Source organism: Maribellus luteus, from assembly GCF_003576475.1.
GTDB lineage: Bacteria > Bacteroidota > Bacteroidia > Bacteroidales > Prolixibacteraceae > Draconibacterium > Draconibacterium luteum.
Window position 1 is genome coordinate 51,589 of sequence record NZ_QWGR01000017.1, and the last position, 22,662, is coordinate 74,250.

Here is a 22,662-nt window from a genome sequence, read left to right on the forward strand (position 1 = left end):
ATTCGCATCGGGTTTGGTGACTTAAAACCGCCAAATCATTAAAAAAGATGTCATTCGTCAAGCGATGAATGACATCTTTTTTGTTTGCCTACCCGCTTCTCATGCACAGCGACGAGTCATTTTTGCGTTCCTACGAGTCGATTATGTGTTCCTACCGGCTCCCATGCGTTCCTACCTTCCTCCCATGCGTTCCTACCTCCCTCCCATGCATTCCTACCGCTTCCCATGCGCTCCTTCGGGCCGTTCGTCCATTCCTTCGGGGCGCTTTTGTATTTTTTGCCGTCGATTGTGTGTTTTTTCTTGCTTCATCCAGTTTTAGGGAAGCGTTTGCCCGCTTGATTCCCCGAAAAGTACGGTGCCCTGCGAAGGAATCAGCACTCCCTGGTTTTCGTCGCGCCCCTGCAAAAGGTACGTGGCGTTGTTGTGCTGGTAGCTGTCAACCGCATTTTCCGACAGTTTGCCCAACAGTTTTTCTTTTCCTTTCAGCCGGTTAAAAATCAGGCCGGCTTTCAGTTCTTCAAAGTCAGCCAGCATATCCTGGTCGCCTTCGCTGTCACCGGCAATAAGCACCGGACCGTAGCCGTACCTGCCGTTTTCCCCTGCGAGAAAACGCGTAATGGCAGCTGTTTTTCCGCGCCCCTGTGTTTGAAAATAGTCCTTGCGGAATTCCGGCAAAATGACCCCGGCCGGGTCGCGCTCCAGTTCCATGGCAATCACATGCGAGGCATCGAGGTTGTACCCGAATTCAGGAAAAGACGCAATTCCTTTTACCACATCTACAAACGAAGCCGAGCACACCCAAACATCAAAACCCGCATTCCGCAACTGGTGATAGAGCTCCTGCATTTCGGGTACCAGCCGCAACCCGTTTTTCCAGGTTATTTTTACCTGTCCGGCCGATTGCCCGGCAAGTTCTTCCGCTCCGGGACTTACCCAACTTATTTTTTCGATGGGCTGGTTTTGCTGCCACTTAACGGTTTCAATGGTCATGTTGGTAACACGTGCCGAATCGAGCCCGGAAAACAGGTAGGTCACCCACGGGTAGGAAACATCGGCGCTGAAAGTATTGTAGATGGCATCGTACAGAAAACGTAGCTTGGTGGTGAAATTCGCATAGTGCGGGTTTTCTTTTACTTCTTCGAGCGAAAGCGAACCGTTTCCTCCCAACTCCGCGTAATTGGCAAAAAGCCAGTTGTAGCTGGCAAGAATATCCGTAATAACCTGCTCGGCTGTGATGGTTTCTCCCGCCTCGTTCTGGTCGGCAAGTGCCACTTTGGTGTCAATACCGGTGCGCAATGCTTTTTCAAGAACTTCCGGCGTGCAGCCAAAGTGAAGGTGCTCAAGTTGATAAATCAGCGTTGCCTCCTGTATGTCAAGAAAGATGGAAGTATTGTCCCAGTCAAAAACCGCATAAGGCGGTTGGTCGGGGTTGTAGTCACCGGAGTTTTTCCCGTATTGATTGATCAGGTTTTCCAGTTGTTGCCGGTTAAAGGCATCCCAGTTACCGCCGAGTTTGGCCGATTGTTTTGCTGGCTGCGAACAGCCAAAGTTGATCGCCAATGCGGCAAGTAAAAGATAGAATGTCAAAGTTCTCATTCGATTCGTATTTTTTTGGTTTAAAGTTTCAGACTGCCTTGTTCATCAAATTCCCAGAAAGGTGCCCAGGCTATTTCCCACGAATGCCCGTCGGGATCGGCAAAGTAGGCATCGTAGCCACCCCAGAACGTCTCGCGGGGAGCCACCAGCGCTTTGGCCCCGTTTTTTACGGCTTGCTCAAACACCGACTTAACAGCTTCTTTCGAATCCTGGTTAATGGCCAGCGTAACACCCGAGAAACCGGATCTTTCAGCCGGAACTTCAGCATCTTCGGCCAGTCTGTCGAGCGGGTAAAGTGCCAGAACGATTCCGCCGTGGTTGAAAAAAACGATGTTTTCATCACTCCCCGCAGCCGGCTCCCAACCCAGTGCATTTTTGTAAAACAACCGGGATTCGGGCAGATTTTTCACCCCCAGTGTTACGATGTTTAAGCGTGGTTTCATAGTTGATGATTTATATTTTCCATTGTTTTCGAATCTCTATAAATTCTTCAGAATCTTTACATATGTTTTCCCATTCGTTTATTACTTCTGGAATTCCTTTTTGATTATTAGAATAATATTGATTTAGCTCAAAAGACAAAGCCGCTGAAAATTCTCTAATTAATATTCTTTCCTCTAGGGGAGAGATAAATGAATTTTCATTTTTTATATCTGTATCTGAAATCAAAAACCTTAGTCCAATAGCTATATTCTCAAGCATTTTTTTGTTTAATAACTCGGGATAATTTCTAAGTATTGCACCAAATAAATCTAACGCATAAAAAAGTCCTGGTTGACTTCGCCATTTGATGATTTCAGATGCTGCTTCGAATATGGTATTGGATAATAAGATCGATTTCCCAAATTTATGAGCAAGGACATTGAAGAATATACCCTGAAACGTATTTTTAGCTTGAGAACTGTCAGATTCCGAAATTTTTTCAAGAATTTGTATTTCAACATTATTAATATCTTCAGGAAAGAGAATTAGAGATGCTACTTTAGCTTTCATCGATGGGAGTTTGTATTCTTCCATGTCGGCTAGAAGCTCTTTTATAAGAATTATGAGAGCATTATCAATTTCAGTTACTGAAAGATTGGGAAAGATAATTTCTGCAAGAATTGATACCAGTTTACTAAATCGCCTATGTATTTCTTTTGATTGGCTAAAAAAATTGTCTTTGTCTTCAATTAGAAGATAATTTTTGTCTTGGTTCCACCAGACGTTCAATTTATTCAAGAATGTGATTATTTCATTAGTTGTCCATTTAATCCCATCTTTTCTGCCTATTGTCTTGGTGCTATTTAATAGAACATTACACCATTCGATATCGCCATTTGTATGCTCGAAAGATTCTTTCCCATTTTGAATTACAGGAGAGGAAGAATTGATATATTTCTTTACTTTGGAAGCAGGAGAAATATTTTTGGGATGAGGTAAACTAAGATATGCATTTTTGTAAAAGATCGGGAAATGCGGGAATCCATTTTCTGGATTGATTTTAGTCCAAATATCCTTGCCAAGGATTTCAGTCTGCTCTTTAGTTACCAATCCCCATCTTAATAATACTCTAATTCTAAGCAAAGCATTAGTCCTTTCAGTGATATCTTCAGATCTAACTAAACTTATTAGGTTATCTAGTTTCAGTTCATTATTCTTTAGTTTGATGGGGGTAAGGCTTGAAAAATATTCTATACTGAATGGCTCTGGGAATTCTTCATCACTTTGATTTAACTCTTGTTTTATTATTGGGAATTTCAGAAAAACGGATATTCTGTCAATTAATTCATCTTGCTTGTAGCTATTAATTAGACGCTTAATGGGCATTTTAAGATTACAGACCCATTTTTTATCAGAGTTGTAAATGTTTAAAATTTGGTTTAGAAATTCATCCTTTATCTCGGTAGAAACTTTTGACAATAATCTTGAAATAATCTCGGGTAAGATCTTACATAGTTTCTCTGGATTAACAGATGGGTTGGATTTTGAATTTAGTCTTCTGAATGAGTAATTAAGTATTTCGAGATATTGTTTGGCAAGATTATCTATGTCTTGATTACTTATCTTAGAAATTGATATGCGATTAAAGATTTGCTTTCCTAGTTCAATGTCTCCTGTTCTAATTAAAGTGACAAAAGCCCAGTGAGAAGATATTGACGAAACTATTTGGATGGCAGAATTAATCGCCTTTTTTCCTGGGATATTAACACTGGGTAATCCCATTGGTATCCCGACTTCTTCATAAAACCTAAGCGCGCATGTCGCATTTATGAATTCAGTTTTTGGTCCCCAAAAAACTGTTTTTGTTTTGCTACCTAATTCAAAGCCATATTTTTCAATCTGGTCTTTGTGTCCGCTATTCCCATTTAATAATTTCAGTTCAAAAAGCTTTATTTCATCCCAAGGGGCACACTTGTATAATTTTAATACATCTAGCCTTTCGAATTCTTCTTTTCGATTATCGCCAATATTATCATAATTCTTTTCAATTACACCTTTTGAGATTGATATATAACTAGACAAGAGTATAGAATAGGACTCCAGAGAAACCAACTCAAAATCATTTTTAATTGGCATCAGATTTAGTCTTTTTCTAATTTCCTTTATCGAGTTTTCTATTATGTTATACGAATCTGATATGTTGCCTAATTCAGCAAGAAGACATCCCTTCTTTATTTCCCAATAAGATAAATTCTCAAGTCTGGGCCATTCCTGCAATATTTCTAGACATTTTTCGAAGTCGAATTTAAATAAATGGTATAAGACTTTTTCATATTGCCATCTAGCAGAAAGTTCTGGCGTAAATAGCTCTTTTATGTCTTCGCATGATTTGTTTGCATCTTCCCATTTATTAAATTGTGCCTCTTCTCTGTAATATCTTAGTAGCGAAAGTCTAAGTTCTATGCATTTGGATGCATATTCGCTTTCCCCAGGTGAATATCTTTCCAAAACTTTTTCATAAAATTTGATCATTGGATCTTCGATCGGATACAAGCATTTTTCCAGTCTCCAATTCATTTCATAAACGAAATTAAAGTCATCAGGAGAATTAAGAGTTTCGATTTCTTTAATTTGTGAAAGCCAATGTTGAGTATGATTCCATAGTCTTTCTCTATTTGCCTCTGGAACAATTAACCATTTCGGATAATTTTTTCTAATTTTAGTCCATTCTATAATGATTTCCTTGACTTGGGATTTGAAACTTGCATTAATTTGAGGAGTAACCCTGCTTTTTCCGGGCCAGTTTATTTTGTTCTTTTCTTTGAGGTAATTATCTAAAAACTCAACAAATGATATAAGACATTTTTTGTGAGATGTGCTCTTATCATTTGTATAATTCAAGTCAACAAGGTTTATATATCTTCTTTCCAGCCATTTCTTTTGATGCTCGTTTATTTCCAATTTTCCAATCAAATATATTTTCGGAGAATTTTTAGTTCCAAGATTGTTCAAGATCCAATTTATCCAGTTGAGAAAATTAGGATCTTCTCCCGAAAAGCCAATTAAACAAAGAGTATTTTCAAGTAGTGATTGAAGAACTGTATTAACGAAAGGAGCAAACTTTTGGGGATATTCTCGATAGTCATCATCAGTAATAGTCAGTTCTTTCTGTTGGTCGAGACAACCATGAAGCTTTATAATTCGAGGATTATTTGAAAATGGAATCTCAGTTTTTGTTCTTACAATGTCAAAACGGTAATCAATTACCTGTTCACTCGCTCTTTCTAAAAGTGTATCATAATTTGTCGTAAAGATATCTTTCCATGGGAGTTTAAGAAGCTTCAAATGTAAATCAGATGGTTTATACTCCTTGTCTGGAATATTAGATTTAATAATCTCGAATAGCGTTTGATAACCAAAGCCTTCCTTTATTTCTCCAGCCAATTTCATTGGGTTCAGAAAATGTTCGTTATCGCGAGGAACAGTGCTGTGTAATTTTTTGTAAAAAGCAATACCTAAATCGTTCCACAAAGGGAACTTTTCACTTGCATTCTTGCTGAAGCCTGCTCCAACCATTACAGAGGCATGCCCAGATTCAAGCTTCTCAGCTATTTCTTGTATGTATGTTAAAACGGTTTGAGAGTTCATTGTTTTTGGTTTCAGTTAAATAATTATTTAAAACTTCAAATTATGGTTTTTCAGTTTTTCAAATTTAGTAAATCAACTTAATTAATAGAATCAGGATAGACTCTAAATATGAGTGAAATACTATTTAATGTACTGTGATTCTAAATACATCTCTGTAGCTTGCTTTTCTGCATCATACATTTTTGTTTTGCCTAAATTTTTGGTTATTTAGTCTGGTTGACCAAAGTGAGTATGGAAAGAAAAACATGCGTGCTTTTTTGCCGCTGCAAGGCGGGTGTGATAAGCGCCGATTCGATGGATAAAATCGCGGAAGGGTTGAAGAATTTCGATACCGATGTTTTTGAACTGCAGGACCTCTGCGCGATGACCATTCATGAAAAAGATGTGCTGAATACGATCGGAAAAGCGTTTCAGCAAACGATTGTTGTGGCTTGTTATCCGCGTGCTGTCCGAAATATGTTCCGGCAAAACGGGATTGAAATGGGCGATGTTGAGGTGCTGAATTTTAAGGAACTACCGGCTGAAAAGATCTTTTTGAAACTTGAGAATGACTACCAGATTCAAAAGGGAGAAGCGCGCTACCAGGTACAGATCACGGAATTGAATGTACCGGCCTGGTTTCCGGTGATCGACGAGTCGTTGTGTACGCTTTGCGGAAAATGTGCCCGCTTTTGCCTGTTTGGCGTTTACAGTTACGACCGGAAAAGCCTGAAAGTGGTGGATCCGCTGGCGTGCAAAGATCAGTGCCCGGCCTGCGGACGTACGTGCCCCACTTCGGCCATTATGTTTCCGCGGCTGGCTGAAACCACGGTGTTGGCCGGCGACGAACCCAACGGACAAAAAATGGCCATCGATAAGGGCAGCCTCCTCATGACCCTGAATGCGCGAAACCAGAACCGGCGCAACATTTTCAGACAGGGAGTTGTTGAACAGGCCGAAGAGGAGCGCAGAAAAGCCCTGGAAGAATTTAAAACGGGACTGGATTTTACACGGAATGATAAAAAGGATTCTTAAAAATACCGACAGAAAGTGCCTGTACAAATTTGTGTACAACATGGGGGTGAAAGGCTCGCTTAGTTTTGCGCGTTACCAGCGGCGACTGAAAAAAGGCGATTTCTTTCCGGCGTTTCATTTTATTTCGGTTACCGACGATTGCAATCTGAATTGCCAGGGCTGCTGGGTGACGCATAAAAAGAAAAACGCCCGCATGTCGCCCGAAACACTGAACCGCATTATTGAAGAAACCAAAGCAAAAGGTTCGTATTTTTTTGGAATACTGGGTGGTGAACCGCTCACCTACAAGCCGCTTTTGGAGGTGTTGCAGAAGCATCCGGATTGCTATTTTCAACTGTTTACCAACGGAACTTTACTGACTCCGGAAGTTGCCGGCGAGCTTCGAAAACTGGGGAACGTAACGCCGCTGATCAGTTTTGAAGGCGATGAAGTGGTGGCGGATGTCCGCAGGGGCGGAAAAGATGTGTTTCGCCGTACGGTGGAAGCCGTTGAAAATGCAACCAACGCAGGTTTGATCACCGGTGTGGCCATGAGCGTTTGCAAATCGAACATCGACCTGGCGCTGTCGGCCGATTTTGTGAATTCGCTGATTCAGAAAAATGTGGCTTACCTCTGGTATTACATTTACCGCCCGGTGGGAGCCGATTCAACGGTTGAGTTGGCCTTGGATAAAGCGGAAATTCAAAAGTTGCGGCAGTTTATGGTGGATGCCCGTTCGCAATTTGATATTGCGATTATCGATGCCTACTGGGACCAGAACGGAAACGGACTTTGCCCGGCGGCTACCGGCCTGAGTCATCACATCAATGCTTCGGGTTTTGTGGAACCTTGTCCGGTCATCCAGTTTGCGGCCGAGAATGTAAACGACAAACCGCTGGAAAATATATACAGGGAATCTGCTTTCTTGAAGACCCTCCGAAATGATATTCCGCACAAAACCTCGGGGTGTATTGTGATGGAAGATCCGAACTGGCTGGTGGATATGGCAGAGCAACACAAGGCGGCTGACTCTTCCGGCAGGGAGAACGAAGCCGCACGTTTACGGGCAATGCCGCTGGTTCCGAGTCACGGTTCGGGGGTTCCGGTTCCGGAGAAAGGATGGATTTACCGCTTTGCCAAAAAACGCGCCTTTTTTGGATTGGGCGCTTACGGTTAAAAAAATATGACAGCAAAAAAACGCATATTGAAAGTCCCGACGGACAAGCGAATCCGTGAATTGTTGCGGAAGGAAGTCGTTTTGTTTGCTGAACAGAATAAAATTCTGCCACCGGCTTCTTTTGAGTTGCTGGAGGCAAAGTCGAGGGAACTGCTGTCTCAGCTGAATATGGATGAGGAGTTTCTTGATTTTACCATTGTTTTGCTGGGCAACGAAACCTGGCGCGAGGTGGTGAATGCGACGCCTTTTCACCGCCGTTTGCTGTTGCTGCCGCAGTGTTTGCGGAATAACCTGCAGTGCAAAGGGATTTTTGATGAGCTGGGTTTGATCTGTGCCGGCTGCAAAGGTTGCCAGATTGACGATATTATTGGAAAAGCCGAAGAACTGGGCTATTCAACACTGGTGGCCGAGGGAACAACGGTTGCCATTGGCCTGGTGGAAGAAGGTTCGATCGATGCGGTAATTGGCGTGAGTTGCATGCCGGTTTTGCAAAATTCGTTTGAGCCGGTTTCGCGGGCTGCTGTTCCGGTTATTGGGCTGCCGCTGTTGTACAACGGTTGCAGCAATACTTCGCTCGACTACGACTGGTTGTTTTCCGAGATTGATCAGATCACAGATAAAGCCGAATCAAGGCCACTTTCGGTTTCGGTGATCAGAAACCAGGTGGAAGAATACTTTACGGAAGAGAAGCTAAAAAAATATTTCTCCGGGCACACCGAAACCGAGCAACTGGCCCGGACTACCATGGCTTTGGGCGGGCAACGGATGCGTCCTTTGCTGGCGCTGCTTGCGTATCAGTCCTATTCAGAAGAAATTCAGGAGGAAGTACAGCAGGCGTTGGCAGTGATCATCGAGTGTTTTCACAAAGCTTCGCTGGTGCACGATGACATTCAGGACGACGAGGATTTTCGTTACGATCAGCCTGCGTTGCATAAAACGGCCGGAATCCCGGTGGCTATCAACATTGGTGATTACCTGATCGGTAAAGGTTACCAGTTGCTGGCAGGTGCTCCGTGCGATTCAAAAGTAAAGGCCGAGTGCCTGAAAGTGGTGGCCAACTCACACCTGAATTTGTCGGAAGGACAGGGTGCTGACATTCTTTTGTCGCAGAATATCGCGCAAAAATCAGTAGATGATATTTTGAAGATATTTGAGCAAAAAACCGGGGAAGCCGTGAAAGTGGCGCTGCTAACCGGTGCCATTGCCGGAAATGCTCCGGAAAAGGAATTGGCAGTTTTGGCTCAGTTTGCCGAATATTTTGGCATTGCCTACCAGATTCGTGACGATTTGAATGAACTCCGCGAAGTTAACGACCGGAAGCATGCTTTTGATTTTCCGTTCCTGTTGTCGTTGCTAAAACAAAGTATCAACGGACATTCTCCGTCGTTTTCAGAAATCATTCAAAGCGGTAATTTTGACGTGCTGCTTGAGCGTTTCAATATTCATGAAACGGAAACAACGGCAGATAAATACCTGGACGAATATGTGCAAAGGTGTTACGCCGAGCTCAATCGGCTGGAGAACCGGAAGCTGCGGCTGAGTTTGTACGGAGTGATGGGTAAAGTATTCAAATCGTAGCGTGACCGGAAAACAAGCATACCAACCCGTATTTCATCAGTTTATTTCCGAAGTTGAAAATGGATTTTTACTGCTCGATGAAACCAGCCGGGCAGAGGTAATTGCCTTTGTAAAATCACAGCAACACAATTCCGGTGCTTTTTCTAACCGCGCCGGAAATCCCGATTGGTATTATTCGCTGTTTGGAAGCTGGCTGTCGGTGGCCTTAAAGCAGGAGGAGCAGCAAAAAAATCTGGGGAAGTTTACATCCGCTGTTCAGCCTGCACCCGAAAAAGTAGTCGATAAGTTTTCTTGCCTGCTGATCAACCGGATATTGGGAAACGATGTAAAAAAGCCATCCCTTTTTAAGTTGATCGGATGGATTCGAAAAGGAGGTAAAAACCTGAATACAGCCTACCAGTTTTTTCTTTTTATGCTGAGTTTTGATGCACTCTATGGCAAAAACCGGCTGGCTTATGGGGGAGTTCGGCTTTTTCTGAATTTTTACAGACCCACAGGAAATTTGCCTTGCAGTTTTTTTGCTTCCCTGCTTTTTGCCCGTTTCCTGACCGGGAAGAAACTGAGTGGGGAAGTGGCTGTTTTGATGGATTATTTTGAAAGCGGAAAAGGATTTAAAGTATTCCCCGAGCAGGAAAATGCGGATCTGCTTTCAACCGCTGTGGCACTTTTTGTTCTGAAAAAAGTGGGAGCCGATCTTCGGCTGGTGATTCCCGATTGTTTGAATTTGGTGCAGGATAACTACGAAAAAGGAGCTTTTTTGTCGGGCGATGGCGATTCTTCCCAAGATTTGGAATATACTTTTTATGGATTGCTAACTTTGGGATTGCTTTCATAAAATGGACAAAGAGAAGATACATCATCAGCTAAATGAAGTAGGCCGGATGCTGGCCTTGAAACTCAACCCGGAGGGATATTGGGAAGGCGGGCTTTCTTCCAGTGCGCTGGGAGTGGCGGTGGCGGTGGCTGCCCTGCATTTTGACGATCCGCAAAAGAATTCGGATGGCATTCAGCGTGGAATCCGGTGGCTGCAGCAGAACATTAACAGCGATGGCAGTTACGGCGATACCCCGGAGAGTCCGGGAAACGTGAGTACGAGTTTGCTGGTTTATGCAGCGTTGAACCTTTATTCGGCAAAGGAAAAGGCGGTAAGGGAAACGCAGCAGAAAACTGCGGGCTATTTGAAGGCCCTGAAGATTGATGTGAATTCTCCGCAAGTGGCTGAATTTATTTTGGCGCACTATCAGAAAGACTATACGTTTTCGGTGCCGATCCTGGCGATGTGCGGATTGTGTGGTGTGCCCGGAGAAGACGCGTTCCGGCATATTCCGCAACTTCCTTTTGAACTTTCTCTGTTGCCGCGGCCTTTTTATCGTTTGCTGAACCTGAGCGTGGTGAGTTACGCCATTCCGGCGCTGGTGGCCGTGGGAATTGTAATCTTCAAAAAGAAAAAATCCAATCGTTTCGGGCGCTTTGTCCGGCGATTTTCCATCCCAAGAGCGATGCGGATCTTGCACCGGATGTTGCCCGAGAGTGGTGGTTTTCTGGAGGCCGTTCCTTTAACGGCTTTTGTTGCGCTGAGTCTGATCAACTCCGGTTTTGGCGATACTGAAGTGGTTCGGAAAGGCATTCAGTTTTTAAAACGCACACAACGTGAAGACGGCGGATGGCCCATCGATGTGGATCTTTCAACCTGGGTGACATCGCTTTCGGTAAAAGCTTTTCGATCAAATTTAAGTGGCTTTCTGACTACCGACCAGGAAGACGATATTGCCGATCATTTTAAACTGATCCAGAACGACCGGGTTCATCCGTTTAACGGTACTGTTCCGGGAGGCTGGGGCTGGACCAGTTTTTCGGGTTCGGTGCCTGATGGGGACGACACGCCCGGGGTGATACTGGCTCTGCTGAATCTTGAGCCCGAACGGCAGGTAAAAAATGAAATTCTGAACGGAGCCCGGTGGCTGAAGAAGCTGCAGAACAGCGATGGCGGATTTCCGACCTTTTCGCGCGGCTGGGGAAAACTGCCCTTTGATCAGAGTTGTTCCGATTTAACCGGACACTGTTTGCTGGCGGTGTCTGCGGTGTTGGAAACCTACCGGGATGAAATACGAAACAAGGATGTGCGTGCGTTGAAAGCCATTTTTGAGCGTGTCTTAAAATACCTGGAACACAAGCAGTCGGCAGATGGGAGCTGGGTGCCGCTTTGGTTTGGAAATCAGTCGGCGGGAGATCACTCTAACCCCGTGTACGGAACAGCCAAAGTGGTGACTTATTTAAAAGATGCCTTAACGCATAACTGGCATTCGGAAGATGTCCAAAACAGGCTTAAACATTTGATTAAAGGCGGGCAGGCTTTTTTGCTGTTGGTGCAAAATGAAGACGGAAGCTGGGGGGGCGGAAAAAATATTTCGGGGACCATTGAAGAAACTTCGCTGGCTGTGTCTGCGCTTGTTTCGGACAAAAATACAGCCGTTTGCATGAACGGGCACCGCTGGCTTGAAACGTATATTCAGAAAAACGGGTTTAAACCCGCGCCTATCGGGCTTTATTTTGCCTCGCTTTGGTACGACGAAGCTTTGTATCCCGTAACTGCTTACCTGGAAGCGCTCAGCAGAACCTGTGAACAGTTCGCTGCTGAGGCCGTTACAACCTGAAAGTTATGGAAGGGATGAAAGAACGTGCGGTTATTGCAGAAGCTGAAAGCATCGGATTCAGTGCAAATCACAGAACCATCCTTCAGCCCGTCAGCTTGAAGATAAGAATTGGAGAGTGCGTTGTAATTACCGGTGCTTCGGGTAGTGGAAAGACTACTTTGGCCAGGCTTCTTTCCGGTGATTTACAACCGACGCATGGAGTGATGCGCTGGAATGAAAGCAAGAGCGTGGTTTTTGTTTCGCAACAAGACCATTTTATTGCATCTGCCGGTTTGCGCACCACGTATTACGGGCAGCGCTATGAAAGTTCCAACGAAGAAGGAATTCCGACCGTGCACGAATTTTTTATGCGAAGGGTGCCCGATCTTCAGGAAGAAGTATTTGCAGAGGTTCTGGAGGAGCTTGAAATTGGGTATTTACGCGAGCGGCGTATATTGTCGTTGAGCAATGGCGAGCGTAAAAGAGTGCAGTTGGCTGTTGCTTTGTTGGAAAAGCCTGACTGGTTGATTCTTGACCAACCTTTTGTTGGGCTGGATGTTCATGCACGGGAAACACTTTCCTCGATCCTGGGAAAACAGAAACAAAAAGGCTTGACCCTGCTTATCGTGAGCGATCCGGTGTTGATCCCGGCGTTTACTGATTTTGTGGTGGAAATGAATGACGGGAAGGCAAAACCGGCGGTGTGCGCAAAAGATTATGTGCATTTCAGTAACCCAAATCCACTGCAAGCAAACCGTTTTAGCCTGGAAGTTTTAAGGGAATTATCTGAAGAAAAGAAGAACTACCGGCAGGTGGTGTGCATGAAGAATGTGCGGGTTGCTTACGGTGATAAAAAGGTGCTTGATTCTATTGACTGGGAAGTAAATACAGGAGACAGGTGGGTATTAAGCGGGCATAACGGTGCCGGAAAAACCACGCTGCTAAGCTTGATAACGGCGGACAATCCGCAAGGTTATTCCAACGATCTGGTTCTTTTTGACCGTCGGCGGGGAAGTGGCGAAACGGTGTGGGAGATAAAGAAAAAAATTGGTTTTGTATCGCCCGAATTGCATTTGTATTTTCTTCGGCACCGCGGAATTTATAAACCGGCTTCCGGAAGTGAACTAAGTTACAACTCGCTTACTTGTGCCGATGTGGTTTTGTCGGGTTTTAAAGATGAGGTTGGATTCAATACCACGCATTCAAAAATACAACTGGCAAAGGCCCAAAAGTGGCTCGGAATGCTGGGAATGGGAAACCTGGAGGAAGCTTCTTTTTTACATGCTTCGTTGGGCGAGCAGCGAACCATTCTTTTGGCCCGGGCGCTGGTAAAATCTCCCGATCTGCTGATACTGGACGAGCCTTGCCAGGGACTTGATCCCGAACATACCGAACGGTTTATCTACTTGCTTGATGAAATTTGCCGGAACGATCTGACCACTATGATTTATGTAACGCACCGAAAAGAAGAAATTCCGGGATGTGTGACACACGCATTGGAACTGGAAAAAGGCCAGATCAAAAAGCAGGGGAGAATTTCCTAACCCGGATGTATATTTTGTTTCGCTTTCCTTCTGAAATCAGGTATTGGCGGTAGAAATTTCTTCTCCCTCCGTCGTCATATAAGTTTTGGCCAGGTTGGCGGTTAAGCACGAATGTACTGGGATGACTTTCATTAAATCGCCCACATTGATCTCCCGGAGATTGGTGGGTGTCATTTTGATGACTCCGTGTTCCTGCGACAATCTGGACAAATAGTTGTTGGTATCGAGCAGTTGCTTTTCTCCGTCTTTTTCAATTACGATCCTGCCATACAGCGGCTTTCCATCGGTGTTGAGAATACTTTCTTTGGCGAAATGAACTGCGCCCCCGTAAATCACCACTTCATTCCGGGAAACGTGTTTGGCCACTACGGGGCAAACCATCCGAACGGCAATGTCTTTCATGGAGCAGGCGCCCAGGCTGTGCTGCATCAGGTCGTAAAAGACAAAATTCCCGGGACGAAGCTCATCAACTCCGCCAAAATTATTGCAAATGCTTGCCGAAGGAGTGTCGCCCATGCTGATCTCCACATTGGGGAACCGTCGCTTGTAGGCCGCTTTCAAACTTCTCAGTTTTAGGAGCGCATCAAACTGGCGGCTAAATATTTCGTTGGTCGAACGTGCTTCGTAGGTGTGCCCTGTGTGTGTCAGAAATCCTTTAAAGGTTATTTTCGGGTTGGTGGCAATAATGTCGAGAATGGAATCGATAAGTCCTGTCCGGGTGGAAGGAATTCCTGTCCGGTTGTATCCGGTATCTATTTTCAGGTATACGCCGATCGGGGCCTTGGCCTGGCTTGACAATATTTCTGCAGCCTCACGGTTTTCAAGCAGCACATTTAGCTTTACCGAAGCGGCCAGGCGGTTGATATTGCCCATTTCCAGGATATTCAGCGAGAATGCGATGGTGATGTCGTCCCACCCGTTCATGGCAAAATATTCGGCCATGCTGACCGACGAAACGGTGATGGCATCTACTCCAAACAGGCGAAACCATTCGCCAATCTTTGCTGATTGATGGGTTTTAAAATGAGGTCTGAAACGCAAGTTGTGCGTTTTGGCTTTTTCAGCCATCCTTTCAATATTCTGCAGACAAACTTCTTTGTCGATAACAAAAGTGGGTCTGATAATTTCAATCATTTATTGTCGCGGTGTAATGTTTTTAGTTTAGTTGTGAGCGCGTTACGGACACTCATCAGTTTTTCGGATATTCCAACCTTGTATATGTGAGGGCTTATAAATCGTTTGTGTTCTTCGGGCAGCTGCTGTGACCGTTGTTCAAGGAAGCGGTAAATTTCCTGCGGGCTTTTCCGGGCGATCAAAACCTTTCCTTCGGAGAAAACAAGCTCCATCAGGGATTCTTTCTGATGGCCGGCAACATCGGTGTTCTTTTCCGGATAAACGCGGTGATAAATTTTAGGTACCTTGTCCGGATCTTCTTCCTCCAGGATAATTCCGTCGCGAAAAAAGTTGCCATCTTCATCCAGGTAACGAATTACCTGTTTCCTGCCCGGGAGAGTTATTTTTTCGGTATTCTCCGAGAATTTCATTTTTAGCTCGCTGTCGATAGCCGAAAGTTTGTAAACCCCGTCCAGCGCCGCATTGTCTTTTCCGGTGATAAGCTCAGTTCCGATTCCGAATCCGTCGATTGCAGCGTTCTGGTCGCGCAAAAGTGTCTTGATTACATATTCGTTCAGCTGGTTGGAGGCAATGATCTGAACATCGTTAAGACCTGCTGCATCCAGCATTTTGCGGGCTTTTTTGCTCAGGTAAGCAAGGTCGCCGCTGTCGAGCCGGATCGCTTTTAAGCGTGTTCCTTCGGCTTTCATTTCGTGTCCGACGATGATGGCATTCGGAACACCGGAGTGTAAGGTATCGTAAGTGTCGACCAGTAAAACCGTATTGTCGGGATGTGTTTTGGCATACGAACGGAAAGCTTCCAGTTCGTTGTCGAAGCTTTGTACCCAGCTGTGCGCCATGGTGCCGCTTACCGGGATATTAAAAAGTTTAGCTGCCAGCACATTCGATGTAGAACTGGCCCCGCCGATTACAGCAGCCCGGCTGGCATGTATGGAGCCAAGTCCCTGGGCGCGTCTCAAACCAAAATCGGCAAACAGTCTTTCGCCTGCAATCAGTTTGATCCGGAAGGCCTTTGTGGCAATCAGCGATTCAAAATTCAGGATATTCAGCAACAGGCTTTCGATCAGCTGGCATTCGATGATGTTCCCCTCAACGCGTACCAGCGGTTCGTTCGGAAAAACAATTTCTCCTTCTTTTACACTGAATAAGCGTCCTTTAAAACGAAAACCGCGCAGGTAGTCGAGAAAAGCGGGCTCAAAACCCTGGGTGCTTAAATATTCGATGTCAGATTCCGAAAAAGTAAAATCGCTCAGCATGTCGAGCAAATCCTGAAGCCCGGCAAAAACGGTAAACCCGCCTTTGTAAGGATTGGTGCGGTAATAATAGTCGAAACAAACCTGTTGATTTTGTTTGTGGCAGGAGAGATACCCCTGAGCCATTGTTAGTTCATAGAAATCGGTGTAAAGTCCCAGTTTTTGATCACTCAATTGCATTTTCCCCCGAATTATAGCAGTGCATTAAATATAAACAAGAAAATCTGTAATAAAAACAGAACGGGGAGTATTAGCTTTTATTTGGAGGAAAATGTTAACGAAAGCGAAAATCGGAATCGATGTCGTTTCGTTAACGATGAAAGACTTCGACTTCGCTCAGTCTGACAGTCACCCGGAGCGAGATAGAAGGGTGGGGTATTTTCAGTTGTTTGATTTCTTTTTTTATGGAACGACATGGAAACAGGAGCATAAAAAAACGTTCCAACGCCAAAGCGAAGGAACGTCTTCTGTATTTTATAGAAATCTTCTGCTGATTATTGTTCCATGATGATGGTTTGCTCGCGGTTCGGACCCACTGAAGTAATGGTAACCGGAACGCCCATTTCATCTTCAATAAAATTGATGTAGTTGTTCAATTCTTCCGGGAATTCATTCTGATCTTTAATTTTGGTAAGATCGGTTTGCCAGCCGGGTAGTTCCACATAAACGGGTTTTACGGTATCGTTCAGTTCGAAGGGGAATTGTTCCACCACTTCTCCGTCGATTTCGTAACCTACACAAACTTTTATCGTTTCGAAATCATCGAGTACGTCGGCTTTCATCATGATCAGTTCGGTTACGCCATTCAGCATTACCGAATATTTCAGGGCCACCAGGTCGAGCCAGCCGCAACGGCGCGGACGGCCAGTGGTTGAGCCAAACTCGTGGCCTGCGTTGCGCATTTTGTCGCCTGTCTCATCCATCAGCTCGGTAGGGAAGGGCCCCATTCCAACGCGGGTGCAGTAGGCTTTGAAAATGCCAAACACTTTGCCGATGGTTTGTGGTGCAATGCCAAGTCCGGTACAAGCTCCGGCACAAATGGTATTCGAGCTGGTTACAAAAGGATACGAGCCAAAATCGATGTCGAGCAGGGTTCCCTGTGCACCTTCTGCCAAAACCGATTTCCCAGCTTTGAGGGCATCGTTGATCATGTGCTCGGTATCTACAATGTGGAACGACTTTAATAGCTCAACGCCTTCAAACCAGTCTTTCTCACAGTCGTTCAGCATTTGTTCGTAATCGAATTTGAAGAACTCGGTCAGCATCACTTTGTGGTTGTCTACGCGAGCTGTGTACTTTTCGTCAAAGTTGTGCAACAAGTCACCCACGCGTAATCCGTCGCGGCCGATTTTGTCTTTGTAAGTTGGGCCAATTCCTTTTAAGGTCGATCCGATTTTAGTGTCGCCTTTTTGTTGTTCCGAAGCTGCATCTAAAATTCGGTGAGTGGGTAAAATCATGTGTGCCTTTTTCGAAATGTAAAGGTTCTCGGAGATATCAACGCCAATTTTGTCGAGCGATTCAATTTCTTTTTTGAAAACCACCGGATCGATAACCACGCCATTTCCGATAATGTTGATTTTGTTTTCGCGGAAAATACCGGAAGGAATGGTATGAAGCACATGTTTGATGTTGTTGAATTCAAGTGTGTGACCTGCGTTTGGACCACCCTGGAACCTGGATATAACATCGTACTTTGGAGTGAGTACATCCACAATTTTTCCTTTTCCTTCGTCTCCCCACTGGAGGCCCAGCAAAACATCTACCTTCATGATTTTGATTTTTATTTTACATACAAAACCGTGAAAATTAATCTTTGACGACGAATTTTCACGGCTTTCGATTTAAGCATTTAAAAGTAGTAATAATTTTATTTGCACACATAAAAAAATCCTTCGCAGGGAAGGATCTTAATATTTTTTAATGAAGCGGTAACTTCACTTATTTATCATGTTCGCCATAAATATACAACGTGTGATGCGAGAGTTTGAAATTATTCTTTTTACAGGCATCTTCAATGATTTCTCTGATACGCGGATCGTAAAACTCCATCACCGTTCCGTTGGCCATGTCAATCAGGTGATCGTGCTGAAGCGTGGCAAAAGCTCTTTCAAACTGAGCAATGTTTTTTCCAAACTGATGCTTTACCACCAGTTTGCAATCCAGTAACAGATCGATGGTGTTGTATAGTGTAGCACGGCTAACCCGGTAGTTATTGTTTTTCATGGAAATATACAGCGACTCGATATCGAAATGTCCGTCGCGGCAATAAATCTCATCTAAAATAGCAAACCTTTCCGGTGTTTTTCTGTGTCCGTTCTTTTCCAGGTATTCGGTAAACATGGTTCTTACTGTTTCCCGCGTTTTCTGGTTATTCATAATTAAACCAATTTTAAATAGGTCTCAAAAATATAAATTTTTTTGATTCTTTTAGAATGGATATAAATTATTCGTTCAGGTTTTCTACCCGGGAAACATTTTCGATGCCTTTGATGTTTTTGAGCCGTGAAATTAAACTCTTCAGGTCTTCTGCGTTGTGGATGTAAAGGAAGAGGTCGCCTTTGAAAATTCCGTCGTGCGTATCGAATTTCACTGAACGCATGTTTATGTTTAGCCCCTTGGAAATCACCGTAGTTACTTCGTGTACAATGCCCAGGCGATCAAAGCCTTCGAGGTTGAGGCGGGTAAGGTACGACTGTCGTTTAAACTTGGTCCATTCGGCGCGGATGATATTCTCTCCCTGGTTGGTGAGCAGTTTGGCCACTTCGGGGCAATCAACTTTGTGGATGATCACATGTTCTTCGTTGCTCAGGTAACCTACCACGGGTTCGCCGGGTATGGGGTTGCAGCATTTGGCCAGCGAAAAAGAAGTGTCGTCCTGTGTTTCTTTCAGAAGAAAGGGCTTTTTCTGATCGATCTTCTTCGTGGGAGCTATTTCTGGTGTATTTTTATTGCCTCCCCAAAAAGTAATGTTCCAGTATTTTACCAGCTTGTTTTCCGATTTCTTGCCAATGATCTCTTTTATGTCCTTCAGATCAATAAAACCCATTCCAACTTCGGAGTAAAGCTGGTCGCGGTTGTTCAGGTTATGATGGGCTACCAGTTTTTTTATGTTGTTGGCCGAAGCGGGCTCTTTTATATGGTTAAAAGCCTCTTCAATAAGTTGTTTGCCTTTTTCGGTGTGTTTGGCCTTTTCAATTTTAAAAGCATCTTTAATCTTTCCGCGCGCTTTTGCTGTGTTGGAGAATTTCAGCCAATCGAGTTTGGGAACCTGGTTTTCGGAGGTGAGAATCTCCACCTGGTCGCCATTTTGCAAAACGTGGCTCAGCGGAACCAGTTTCAGGTTGATCTTGGCGCCAATGCATTTATTTCCGAGGTCGGTATGGATTTCGTAGGCCAAATCAATCACGGTCGAGCCCTGCGGCAAAGAGATCATGTCGCCTTTGGGTGTAAAAACATTGATTTCGGAAGAATACAGGTTGAGCTTAAAATCGTCCAGAAATTCAAAGGCATCCGAGTCGTTGCTTTGCAACAATTCCCGAATCTGTTCAATCCACGGGTCGAGTTCGTTTTCGAAGGTGCGGATGTCTTTATAACGGTAATGCGCAGCAAACCCGTGCTCAGCAATGTCGTCCATCCGGTCGGTCCTGATCTGTACTTCCACCCAATTTCCCTGTGGCCCCATTACGGTAACATGTAACGATTCGTAGCCGTTGGCTTTGGGTGTTGTTATCCAGTCGCGAATCCGGTCGGGCTTTGGTTTGTAAATGTCAGTAACAATGGAAAGTACATCAAAACATTGCCGTTTTTCCGAAATTTCGGGAACCGATCTGACAACAATACGAATGGCTAATATGTCGTATATCTCGTTGAAAGTCACCGATTTTTTTTGCATTTTCCGCCAGATTGAATAGCAGGTTTTTAAACGGTGCGTAACCGCGCAGTCAAAACCTTCATTTTTCAGTTTTTCTACTATGGGGCGGATGAATTCATTGACCAGGTAGTTTCTTTTTTCTTCCTGGTTGTGAAGCATCAGTAAAATCTGGTTGTATTCGTCGGGATGTTTGTGTTTGAAACTGAGGTCTTCGAGTTCGTTTTTGATGGCATACAAGCCAAGGCGGTGTGCTAACGGAACATAGAGGAAAAGCGTTTCGGCAGCAATTTTGATCTTTTTGTGAGGCAGCATCGAATCCAACGTCCTCATGTTGTGAAGCCGGTCAGCAATTTTGATGAGAATAACCCGCACATCGTCCGACAAAGTCATCAGCATTTTTTTGAGTGTCAGGGCGTGTCTTGCATCAAAATCTCCCGAGAGTTTCGTCAGTCCGTCAACAATGCGGGCTACGCGCTCTCCAAACATGTTTTCGATGTCCGAAAGGCGGTATTCGGTGTCTTCAACTACATCGTGTAATAAAGCTGCTACAATGGAAGTGGCTCCCAAACCCAAATCTACCGCTACAATTTTTGCAACGGCAATCGGGTGAATGATAAAGGGCTCGCCTGATTTTCGTTTGATCCCATCGTGCGCAGCATTGGAAAAGCGAAACGCTTTCTCAATCCGCGCCAATCTTCCTTCGTCGAATTTTCCCTTGAGAACTTTCAGAAAATCCTGGTAGCGATCCTCAATGTATCCTATTTCTGCCTGTGTAAAATGTTGCACGTTTCAAATTTTAAACGAATACATGCTAAAAAACGCCCTTTTTCAAGAGCGGTTGAATATATAAATTCTTTCCTATTCCGGCATTTTGTCCGGCTAAAATATCTCTTTCTTTGTCACCTATCAAAACTGAACGTTCCGGATCGATAGGGTATTCTTTCAAAGCCTGAACAATCAAGCCGGGCTTTGGTTTTCGACAGGTGCAAGAACCTGTTATTTCAGGATGATGCGGACAGTGGTAAACTTTTTCAACATGTATTCCATTTATTTGTAGCTGCTCTGTCATCCATTGCGTTAATTGAAGGTAATCGTTTTCGGTGTAATAACCGCGGGCAATGCCCGATTGATTGGTAATAATAAAAATTAAATAATCCTGATCGCTGTAACTGCGGATAAGGTCGAAAATTCCTGGCTGAAATTCAAAATCTTCGATGCGGAACAAATAGTCTTTGTCGATGTTAATGGTTCCGTCCCGATCCAGGAAAAGAGCCTTTCTTTTTAATTTTTCTTGCATTTTCTACTAATACGCTTTCTACTTATTCGCCAATAGTACGGATCGTTCATGAATCGTCTTTCTCTTTTCTTCCAAAACTTTAAACAGCTTTACCCCAGAAACGTTTGCTTTAATTTCCCTACAACAAATTTATCAATCGGGAAAGTAACATCATCTTCTTTTAGCTCATTTATTTTTACCCATCTGAAACTTTGGGTGACCGGACCTCCGATTTCAAAATCAAAAGCTTTCTCCGAAACCGAAAATCGGAGGGGGAGTTTTAAATCCACCAGAAAGTAAACGCTGATTAGCTGGGCGTTTTCAAAAAACAGGGCTTTCTGGTAGAAGTCGGTGGTGTAAAAATGGCGAAGGTTTTCAATCTCCTGTCCGTTGCATTCTTCCGCAAATTCCCGGATAAGACCATCTGTTAAGCCTTCTCCGAATTCGAGTCCTCCGCCGGGGAACTTGGTCATTTTTATTCCCAACTCAAATTCATCGGAAATCAGCACTTCTTTTTGCTCGTTTACCACAAGTCCGTATACACGGAGTATGAATTTATTGGGTGTCATTTTGCTGAATTGTTTGAGAAATGTACGAGATAATTTCCTGAGTTTGTGTGGGCTCAAACCATTGTACGCTTTCGTCTCTGCGAAACCACGTTAATTGCTTTCTTGCATACCGGCGCGAGTTTCGCTTGATTAGTTCAATGGCTTTGTCGCGGGTAATTGTTCCGTCAAACCAGTCGAATAACTCGCGATACCCCACGGTGTTGAGTGCATTCAGGTGTTTTTTCGGGTAAACGCTTCTGGCTTCTTCAACCAGCCCGGCATCTATCATTTGGTCTACACGTTGGTTGATGCGTTGGTGAAGTAATTCGCGGTCACAGTTCAGTCCGATTTTTATAATATTGAATGAACGTGTTTTGGCGGGGTTGGTTCGGAACGAAGAATAGGGTTTGCCTGTCATCAGGCTGATTTCCAATGCATGGATAATCCGGTTTGGGTTTTTCAGGTCAACGGTTTCGTAGTACTCCGGATCGAGCTTTTTTAGCTGAAGTCGTAAACTTTCCAGCCCTTCGGTTTCGAGGCGTTGTTTCAAGGTTGCCCTTATTTCGGGATCGGCATCGGGCATTTCGTCGATTCCCTTGCATACTGCATCTACGTACAACATTGATCCGCCGACCATTAAAACAAGATCATGTTTTTTGAACAGCGCTTCCAGTAATTTCAGTGCTTCGTTCTCGTACCTGCTGGCGTTGTAATTTTCTTCTATCGAGTGCGACTGGATGAAATGATGAGGTATCGCAGCCAGTTCTTGGGGAGTAGGAACTGCCGTTCCGATGTTCAATTCGTTGTAAATCTGGCGCGAATCGCATGAAACGATTTCGGTAGTATAGTGCCGGGCAATTTCAATTCCTACCGAGGTTTTTCCAATTCCGGTAGGACCGGTCAGAACAACAAGTGTTTTTTGCATAAAAGATGGTGTCTTTTCCGCAAATTAAGGGTAAAAAAAAGACTGTTCAAAATAAGATGAACA

General features: G+C 44.2%; 17 protein-coding genes. 6 read left to right on the top strand and 11 right to left on the bottom strand.

Annotated features, from left to right (window positions below):
- Positions 1-315 precede the first annotated feature (315 nt).
- Genes D1614_RS20320 through dsr2 form a run of 3 tightly spaced genes read right to left on the bottom strand, consistent with a single transcriptional unit; the run spans position 316 to position 5,667 of the window.
- Positions 316-1,596, bottom strand: a complete 1,281-nt coding sequence (locus D1614_RS20320; RefSeq protein ID WP_119439822.1) for a haloacid dehalogenase-like hydrolase — start codon at positions 1,594-1,596, stop codon at positions 316-318.
- Between the two features lie 20 nt (positions 1,597-1,616).
- Positions 1,617-2,039, bottom strand: a complete 423-nt coding sequence (locus tag D1614_RS20325) for a VOC family protein (RefSeq protein ID WP_119439823.1) — start codon at positions 2,037-2,039, stop codon at positions 1,617-1,619.
- 10 nt (positions 2,040-2,049) lie between these two features.
- Positions 2,050-5,667 carry an anti-phage defense-associated sirtuin Dsr2 gene (gene dsr2 / locus D1614_RS20330; protein WP_119439824.1) on the bottom strand — a complete coding sequence of 1,206 codons (3,618 nt, stop codon included), beginning with the start codon at positions 5,665-5,667 and terminating at the stop codon, positions 2,050-2,052.
- A 294-nt stretch (positions 5,668-5,961) separates the two neighbouring features.
- Between dsr2 and D1614_RS20335 the strand changes: the two genes are divergently transcribed.
- The 6 genes from D1614_RS20335 to D1614_RS20360 are packed head-to-tail and all read left to right on the top strand — an operon-like array spanning position 5,962 to position 13,592.
- On the top strand, positions 5,962-6,681 hold the full coding sequence (locus D1614_RS20335; RefSeq protein WP_162304588.1) for an ATP-binding protein: 720 nt from the start codon (positions 5,962-5,964) through the stop codon (positions 6,679-6,681).
- A complete protein-coding gene (locus D1614_RS20340; protein WP_162304589.1) occupies positions 6,662-7,837 on the top strand; it encodes a radical SAM protein in 1,176 nt (391 codons plus the stop codon). The genes D1614_RS20335 and D1614_RS20340 overlap by 20 nt, the downstream gene beginning before the upstream one ends.
- A 6-nt stretch (positions 7,838-7,843) precedes the next feature.
- Positions 7,844-9,415, top strand: coding sequence for a polyprenyl synthetase family protein (locus D1614_RS20345; RefSeq protein ID WP_119439827.1), 1,572 nt, complete (start codon positions 7,844-7,846; stop codon positions 9,413-9,415).
- Position 9,416: 1 nt separating this feature from the next.
- Entirely contained in the window at positions 9,417-10,250 is an 834-nt protein-coding gene (locus D1614_RS20350; RefSeq protein WP_119439828.1) for a hypothetical protein, read from the top strand.
- Between the two features lies 1 nt (position 10,251).
- On the top strand, positions 10,252-12,069 hold the full coding sequence (locus D1614_RS20355; RefSeq protein ID WP_119439829.1) for a prenyltransferase/squalene oxidase repeat-containing protein: 1,818 nt from the start codon (positions 10,252-10,254) through the stop codon (positions 12,067-12,069).
- Between the two features lie 5 nt (positions 12,070-12,074).
- Positions 12,075-13,592: an ATP-binding cassette domain-containing protein gene (locus tag D1614_RS20360; RefSeq protein WP_119439830.1), complete on the top strand. Its 1,518-nt coding sequence runs from the start codon at positions 12,075-12,077 to the stop codon at positions 13,590-13,592.
- A gap of 36 nt (positions 13,593-13,628) precedes the next feature.
- On the opposite strand, the gene D1614_RS20365 is transcribed toward D1614_RS20360, so the two are convergent.
- The 8 genes from D1614_RS20365 to miaA form a co-directional block, all read right to left on the bottom strand.
- On the bottom strand, positions 13,629-14,726 hold the full coding sequence (locus tag D1614_RS20365; protein ID WP_119439831.1) for an alanine racemase: 1,098 nt from the start codon (positions 14,724-14,726) through the stop codon (positions 13,629-13,631).
- Positions 14,723-16,159 (bottom strand): nicotinate phosphoribosyltransferase, encoded by a 1,437-nt coding sequence (locus D1614_RS20370; RefSeq protein ID WP_119439832.1) that lies wholly within the window; start codon positions 16,157-16,159, stop codon positions 14,723-14,725. Before D1614_RS20370 ends, D1614_RS20365 begins: the two co-directional genes overlap by 4 nt.
- A gap of 314 nt (positions 16,160-16,473) precedes the next feature.
- A complete protein-coding gene (locus D1614_RS20380) occupies positions 16,474-17,748 on the bottom strand; it encodes an adenylosuccinate synthase (RefSeq protein WP_119439834.1) in 1,275 nt (424 codons plus the stop codon).
- 169 nt (positions 17,749-17,917) lie between these two features.
- The gene (locus D1614_RS20385) at positions 17,918-18,355 is read right to left on the bottom strand and encodes a Fur family transcriptional regulator (RefSeq protein WP_119439835.1); all 438 of its coding nucleotides are present in this window, start codon (positions 18,353-18,355) and stop codon (positions 17,918-17,920) included.
- A 67-nt stretch (positions 18,356-18,422) separates the two neighbouring features.
- On the bottom strand, positions 18,423-20,636 hold the full coding sequence (locus D1614_RS20390) for a RelA/SpoT family protein (RefSeq protein WP_119439836.1): 2,214 nt from the start codon (positions 20,634-20,636) through the stop codon (positions 18,423-18,425).
- Positions 20,637-20,661: 25 nt separating this feature from the next.
- Positions 20,662-21,147, bottom strand: coding sequence for a D-glycero-alpha-D-manno-heptose-1,7-bisphosphate 7-phosphatase (locus tag D1614_RS20395; protein WP_119439837.1), 486 nt, complete (start codon positions 21,145-21,147; stop codon positions 20,662-20,664).
- 89 nt (positions 21,148-21,236) lie between these two features.
- Positions 21,237-21,695, bottom strand: a complete 459-nt coding sequence (locus tag D1614_RS20400; RefSeq protein WP_119439838.1) for an NUDIX domain-containing protein — start codon at positions 21,693-21,695, stop codon at positions 21,237-21,239.
- The gene (gene miaA, locus D1614_RS20405; protein ID WP_119439839.1) at positions 21,682-22,599 is read right to left on the bottom strand and encodes a tRNA (adenosine(37)-N6)-dimethylallyltransferase MiaA; all 918 of its coding nucleotides are present in this window, start codon (positions 22,597-22,599) and stop codon (positions 21,682-21,684) included. The genes D1614_RS20400 and miaA overlap by 14 nt, the downstream gene beginning before the upstream one ends.
- Positions 22,600-22,662 lie beyond the last annotated feature (63 nt).

Coding starts and splice junctions, on each gene's coding strand:
- D1614_RS20395 (WP_119439837.1), bottom strand. CDS start 21,147: ATGCAAGAAAAATTAAAAAGAAAGGCTCTTTTCCTGGATCGGGACGGA.
- D1614_RS20365 (WP_119439831.1), bottom strand. CDS start 14,726: ATGATTGAAATTATCAGACCCACTTTTGTTATCGACAAAGAAGTTTGT.
- D1614_RS20380 (WP_119439834.1), bottom strand. CDS start 17,748: ATGAAGGTAGATGTTTTGCTGGGCCTCCAGTGGGGAGACGAAGGAAAA.
- miaA (WP_119439839.1), bottom strand. CDS start 22,599: ATGCAAAAAACACTTGTTGTTCTGACCGGTCCTACCGGAATTGGAAAA.
- D1614_RS20320 (WP_119439822.1), bottom strand. CDS start 1,596: ATGAGAACTTTGACATTCTATCTTTTACTTGCCGCATTGGCGATCAAC.
- D1614_RS20385 (WP_119439835.1), bottom strand. CDS start 18,355: ATGAATAACCAGAAAACGCGGGAAACAGTAAGAACCATGTTTACCGAA.
- D1614_RS20360 (WP_119439830.1), top strand. CDS start 12,075: ATGGAAGGGATGAAAGAACGTGCGGTTATTGCAGAAGCTGAAAGCATC.
- D1614_RS20370 (WP_119439832.1), bottom strand. CDS start 16,159: ATGCAATTGAGTGATCAAAAACTGGGACTTTACACCGATTTCTATGAA.
- D1614_RS20400 (WP_119439838.1), bottom strand. CDS start 21,695: ATGACACCCAATAAATTCATACTCCGTGTATACGGACTTGTGGTAAAC.
- D1614_RS20345 (WP_119439827.1), top strand. CDS start 7,844: ATGACAGCAAAAAAACGCATATTGAAAGTCCCGACGGACAAGCGAATC.
- D1614_RS20325 (WP_119439823.1), bottom strand. CDS start 2,039: ATGAAACCACGCTTAAACATCGTAACACTGGGGGTGAAAAATCTGCCC.
- D1614_RS20355 (WP_119439829.1), top strand. CDS start 10,252: ATGGACAAAGAGAAGATACATCATCAGCTAAATGAAGTAGGCCGGATG.
- dsr2 (WP_119439824.1), bottom strand. CDS start 5,667: ATGAACTCTCAAACCGTTTTAACATACATACAAGAAATAGCTGAGAAG.
- D1614_RS20340 (WP_162304589.1), top strand. CDS start 6,662: ATGATAAAAAGGATTCTTAAAAATACCGACAGAAAGTGCCTGTACAAA.
- D1614_RS20335 (WP_162304588.1), top strand. CDS start 5,962: ATGGATAAAATCGCGGAAGGGTTGAAGAATTTCGATACCGATGTTTTT.